The 5,591-nt window shown below is 71.3% G+C and carries 5 protein-coding genes and 1 pseudogene; 4 read left to right on the top strand and 2 right to left on the bottom strand.

The genetic code is table 11. The features are described 5' to 3' along the window. Together ABZ885_RS34385 and ABZ885_RS34380 are read left to right on the top strand one after the other, a co-directional pair. Nucleotides 1-231, top strand: a 231-nt coding sequence (locus ABZ885_RS34385) for a hypothetical protein (protein ID WP_360197633.1), incomplete at its 5' end; no start/stop codon positions are given. Then, a pseudogene (locus tag ABZ885_RS34380) lies at nt 219-320 on the top strand (DNA-binding response regulator); the annotation flags it as partial. The gene ABZ885_RS34385 and the pseudogene ABZ885_RS34380, both read left to right, overlap by 13 nt. Before the next feature lie 76 nt (nt 321-396). Here the strand turns inward: ABZ885_RS34380 and ABZ885_RS34375 are convergent. Beyond that, nucleotides 397-831 (bottom strand): CD225/dispanin family protein, encoded by a 435-nt coding sequence (locus ABZ885_RS34375; protein ID WP_360197636.1) that lies wholly within the window; start codon nt 829-831, stop codon nt 397-399. Nucleotides 832-859: 28 nt separating this feature from the next. Further along, the gene (locus ABZ885_RS34370) at nt 860-1,732 is read right to left on the bottom strand and encodes a TIR domain-containing protein (protein ID WP_360197630.1); all 873 of its coding nucleotides are present in this window, start codon (nt 1,730-1,732) and stop codon (nt 860-862) included. Nucleotides 1,733-1,912: 180 nt separating this feature from the next. Here ABZ885_RS34370 and ABZ885_RS34365 point away from each other — a divergent pair, with 180 nt between their 5' ends. Beyond that, nucleotides 1,913-3,844, top strand: a complete 1,932-nt coding sequence (locus ABZ885_RS34365) for a DUF4231 domain-containing protein (protein ID WP_360197627.1) — start codon at nt 1,913-1,915, stop codon at nt 3,842-3,844. Then, nucleotides 3,841-5,478, top strand: a complete 1,638-nt coding sequence (locus ABZ885_RS34360) for a hypothetical protein (RefSeq protein WP_360197624.1) — start codon at nt 3,841-3,843, stop codon at nt 5,476-5,478. The genes ABZ885_RS34365 and ABZ885_RS34360 overlap by 4 nt, the downstream gene beginning before the upstream one ends. Nucleotides 5,479-5,591: the final 113 nt, after the last annotated feature.

The following is a 5,591-nucleotide window of genomic DNA, read 5'->3' as shown; positions in this document are numbered from 1 at the left end:
TACCTCGGCGGCCTCACCGTCGTCCTGCGCAACCGGGGCGTCGCCGCCGGGACCGTCATCAATCGAGCCGTCTCCGGCTACTCCATGATGATCACCGCTCGGATGCCGCCCTCGCGCTGCACCGCGGATGGTTCTCGGCATCCCGGCGGCGGCCGTGACCTGGGACGGTCGAACCGCGCGTCGAATCGGACGCTTGCTCGTAGCGGCTTCCCGCAGTGCAGGCGGTGGTGAGCAAGCACATCGGCAACATCCTGCTGAAGCCGGACCTGCCACCGGCCGAGGAGACCCACCGCCGGGTGCTGGAGTTCCTCCGCACCTGAGGCGGGCCGGCTGCCGTTGCCGGATCGGTATGCGGTGTTGAGGTCCGGTGGCGGGCCGCCACCGGAGGTACCTCCGTCAATAGTTGTAGTCGGTGTAGTCGCTGCTACCGCTGGAGGCGGCGGCGATGATGATGGCGATCCAGAAGATCAGGCCGATGGCGATGAAGCACAGATCGAGGACGAGCGCGGTCGTCGACGCGCTCTTCGCCCCGGCCGGGGCCCCGTCGAGCCAGCGGCTGGTGACCTGGGCCGAGAAGTACATCCCCAGTGCACCGATGGGGAAGAACAGCACGAACGCGATGATCGACAAGGCCCAGTAGGTCTTGGGCCGGGTGCCCGGTGGTGGCACCGGCTTCTGTCCCGATTGTTGGAAGTGGGCCTTCTGGTGCGGGGGTTGCTCAGTCGGGTACGACTGGGCGGTGCGGCGCTCGTCGGCCGATGGCGGCGCGTACCGGTGTCCCCGGGGAGGGCTCGGAGACGCAGGACCGTCGCCTGGTGGAGGTCCTGGCATAGCCATGATCGCTTCTCCCTTCGGTGTCTCAGAAATCCGGGTCTTCGACGACCTCGCCGTGGTCGGCGGCGTAATCGGTCCAGTCGGTGGAGAACCATCGGAGCTCGTGACGGCCCGACGGGTCCCGGTACCAGCCGGCCGGCGGTGCGGGTCCGGAGGGCGCCGACGCCGGGGTGGGGTCGGCCGGCGTCGGCGTCGCTCGAGGTTCCGACTTCTCCTCCCGCGCGACGCGCAAGACCGAGTCCAGCTCCTGCCACGCGTCGGCGTAGAGATCGCGGCGCTCCGACAGCTCGTGCAGCAGGGCGATCGCGGCCTTCCGTCCTCGCCGGTCCTTCAGTTCGAGTCGTAGCTTGGTGATCAGGTGGAGCTGCTCGTCCTGCGTCATCGTCTCCGCCCGTACGCGGTCGGCCAGGTCGCCCAGATAGCTGAGCGGCACGTCCGGCAGCGCGGGCATCGGGTCGGGCAGCGGGGGTGCGGGTCCGAGGCCTGCCAGGGTGTTCGCGAGGTTGATCCCCGTCATGGGGCCGGCCTCGGTGAGGTCGACGATCTGCAGGATGGCGAGTTCCCTCGGCAGTAAGGTGTGCAGGATGGTCTCGACCATGACGGCCACGACCGGCTTGCCCAGATCCCTCGCGTACTGGCGTTCCAGCCTGGCGGGCACCGATTTCGTGAGCGCCGGTGATACCGCGACGACCACCGCGTCACAGTTCCGGATCTCGGAGAGGATCCGGTCCCACCACTCCTTGCCGCCCTCGGATTCGAGCTCGTTGTCGAACCAGGGATCGTGACGCATCGCGCGGAGGAGCTTCACCAACAGCTGTACCGCGTCGCTGTCGGCTCGCGCATACGAGATGAAGAGGCGGCGTCCGCTGTGCGTCGCCCCGGGAGCTGTGGCTGACATGGGTTCCCACCCAGCTGTATGCACACGATCTCTCCCTCCAGGCTAGCTTCTATTCCCGCAGACGGGCACCAGGCGGTGCGGATGGGCCGGCGTCTGCTGGTGCGCCGGGGGCAGCGGTCGGAGATCCTGAAGGTGGGAGTGGAAGCACCGGAAACCAGCTGTTCTCCGAGGTGACCGTGCATGACCTTCGACCCCGACGACGGGGCGGTCCCCGGCCTACCGGCAGATGACGCCCCACCGCCTGACGACCGGACAGCGGCCGGATCCGTGTCCCGGCAACCGGTGGCGCGGCCGGCGGCCGTCCGGAGTGCCACGACGCACCCGTCGGAAGGGAACGGTCCCCGACAGCAGGGGCACGGCACCGGGTGTCACGGGTTCGAGGCCGCCCCCGCCACCGACATCGACCCCGATCACCCGGACCTGCCGTTCCCGGCACCGCCCGACGGCCAACCAGTGGTCGTCGTCAGCGGTGGCGCCGGGGAACCGGAGGTGACGCTGCCGGGACGGACCGCCGAGACCGTGGGTGCCGCGGTCTCCCTGGCCGCGGAGCTGACCGGCGCCGTCGTGGTCGACCACGCCACCGGCCCGGTGACTGCCGCGGCACTGCGTGCCAGTCACGCCCGGGGAGTCGACGGCCCGCGGACCGTCCTGGGCGCTCCGCCGACCGGCCGAACGGAGCGTGCGGTGCCTGCCGGAGGCGACGGCGAGGAGCCGGACCGGGAATGGTCACGTGCTGTCACAATCAGCGTGGCCACATGGGGGACGGCCGCCACGTGGAAGCCGGCGGTGGCCGCCGGGCTGGCCGGAGCGGGGCCGGTGGCGGTGGTACTGGCGGGTGGTGGCCCGAGCGCCCGGGCGGAGGTGCTGGCGGCGGTGCGCCGCGGGCTGCCGGTCTTCGTCGTCGGGTGGTCAGGCGGACTGGCCCGGGACCTCGCTGAGCAGTGGCGGCAGCTCCACCGGCCGAAGCACGCCACCGCGCTCCGTCGACGGCGCCGGGGCGGCGGCGCATCGCTCGCGACATCCGACGAGGACGCCGAGGTGGGCGAGATCATCCGCGCGGGGGACCTCCGGTTGCTCACCGACGACGAACCCCGTGCGCTCGCGCGGCGGATCAGCTGGGACCTTCAGGACGCACCCGCCCTGAAAGCGGCCTGGCGGACCTTCGCCACGTACGACCGCCTCGCCAGCCGCCTGCGCCGGGCCTTCCAGCGCTTCCAGGCCCTGATCCTCGCGCTCGGCGTCTTCGCCACCCTGCTCGCACTCATCGACGCCGAGATCGGCGGCAGGACGCTGCACTGGGTGGTCGTCGTGGCACCCGTCACCGTCTCGGTGCTCATCGCGTGGACCAGCCGCCGCGCCAGCGGACAGCGGTGGATCGCCCTCCGCTCCGCGGCCGAGGACGTGAAGGCGGAGATCTACCGCCACCGGGCCCTCACGTGCGCGTACGCGTCGGAACGCGGCAGGGGACACACGTCGCTCCAGCGACGCAGACAGCTGCTGGAGAGCCTCGGCGCCATCGAGAGCCGCCTGGTCAGGACGGAGGCGGGCACGGCCCCCCTCTCCCCGTACGTCGGTCCGCTGCCACCCGAGCTCTACGGAGCAGGCCGCACGGACGACGGCCTGAGCCCGCTGACGGCCGAGCGCTACGTCGAGATCCGGGTGGGGGACCAGATCGCCTACTACTACCAGCGGCTGCGCCAGCTGGACCGCCTGCGGACCGGCCTGCAGGCGCTGGCGATCACTGCGGGCGGCGCGGGAACGCTTCTCGCGGCCATCGGAATCGACCCGTGGATCGGGTTCACCGGCGGCTTGTCGACCGCCGCGCTGGCCGGCCTCGGTTACTTGCAGGCGGACAGCACCATCATCGCCTACAACCGGGCAGCCGCTGATCTGGAGGTGCTGAGGGGCGACTGGGAGGCACGTCGGCCCCATGAGCGGCGAGGCCCGAACCCGGTCGTCGAACTGGTCAGAAGGACGGAGACGATTCTGGCCCGCGAACGATCCGGATGGGTTCACCAGATGAACGAGGCATTGCAGGAGCTGCGGGAGAGGCAGGAGGCCGAACGGGCCGTCGAGCCGGGACGGCGCGGGAAGCCGGGGGAGCAGTCGTGAAGCGGCGTCCCCCCGACTCGACGGGGCTCGCCGACCGGACGGGGCGCCTGCCGTTCACGCTGCGTGTGGGAGTGACGGGCCATCGCAGCCTCGACGATCCGTCCGCGCTGACGCCGGTGATCCACGAGGCCGTCCGCGGGCTCGCCGAACGCCTCCTCGGCGGCGCCGGGCCGCTGCCACCACTGGCCGTCCTCTCCGCGCTGGCGGAGGGCGCCGATCGATTGGTGGTCAGGGAGCTGCTGACCGAGCCGGGAGCCCGGTTCGAGGCGGTCCTGCCGCTGCCTCCCGAGGACTACCTGACCGATTTCGCCGGCGACGCGTCGAAGGACGAGTTCTCCGAACTGCTCTCCCGGTCCGCTGCCACCTGGCAGGCGCCTCCGAGCAGGACGAGGGAGGAGGCCTACGAGCGAGCCGGCCGCCACATCGTGGACCGGTCCGACGTGGTGGTCGCCCTCTGGGACGGCCGACCGGCACGGGGCCGGGGCGGCACCGCGACCGTCGTCGACTACGCCAGGGAGCGAGGCGTACCGCTGGCGTGGGTCCGGACGACGGGTGACGCCGAGCTGGAGTACCTGCTGGACGAGGAGCGTGCCCGCAACACGCGACGGGCCGCGGACGAGTTCCGCCGTTACAACGCCATGGCACTGCGGGACCTCCCGGTCCGGCTGGGAGACGAGCGGGACCGGCTCGAGCCCGAGTACGCCGGCCGGTCCGACGCCGTGGCACACGCCCACGAGGTCGCGGCCGCCTGGATCCTCCCGTACTTCGTCCGGGCCGACACCCTGGCATGCCGCCTGCACCGACGGTTCCGGATGGCAGGGGCGGCGATCTTCCTCATGGCGGCCGCGTCCGTCGTCGCGATCGCGATCCAGGTGACCTTCCTGCCCAAGCGGGAATGGATCACCGCGGTCGAGGTCGCGCTGCTGTGCGTGCTGCTCGTGGTTCCGGTGGTGAGCCGCCGGAAGCGCGTGCTCGACCGGTGGATCTCCTACCGGTTCCTGGCCGAGCGGCTGCGGTCCGCCTACTTCCTCGCCGTCGCCGGAACAGGGGACCGGGGGCAGCGCCCCCGCAGTGGCAGCCGGCTCTTCGATCCCTCGGAGGCATGGGTCAGAAGGGCCCTGCGGGAGGTCACCGCCCACCGCCCCGCGATCCCGATGTCCTCGTCCGACGTCCCGTCCCTGCGGGACTACCTCAGCCGTCACTGGATCGGCTCGCAGATCAGCTACCACCGGAAGGCGGCCGACCGGCAGGGCGCCTGGGAGATCAGGCTCTACCTGGCGACCAGCGTCATCTTCGGCATCACGCTGATCGCGGCCGTGCTGCACATGGTCGGCACCGGCGAGGAGGCGGACCGGCCCTCCGACTGGGGGCTGCTCCTCGTCGTCCTGTCGATCGGAATGCCGACCATCGGCGCGGCCGTGCACGGGATCCGGACGCAGGCCCAATTCCGGCAGCACTGTCAGCGCTATCGACGCATGGCCCAGCTGCTGGAGGACCTCGAATCGAAGATGGTGCGGGCACAGACCCTGGAACGCGTCCGCGAGGTCGCGGTCGAGACCGAGCGCGTCATGCGGGAGGAGGCCAGCGCCTGGTTCGGCGTCATGCGCTTCCACGACATCGAGCTGATCTCGTGACGTGCGCGAGCGGATCCACGGTGCAGTGCGGCAACGGCTACGGGGAATCGGCCACGAGGCCTCCCGGTGTTCGACGCGCTTGCGGAGGGGGCGGCACGCGCGCGGTGCGGGCC

Source organism: Kitasatospora sp. NPDC047058 (genome assembly GCF_040643935.1).
Taxonomy (GTDB): Bacteria; Actinomycetota; Actinomycetes; order Streptomycetales; family Streptomycetaceae; genus Kitasatospora.
This window is presented reverse-complemented; position numbering and strand designations above follow the sequence as displayed.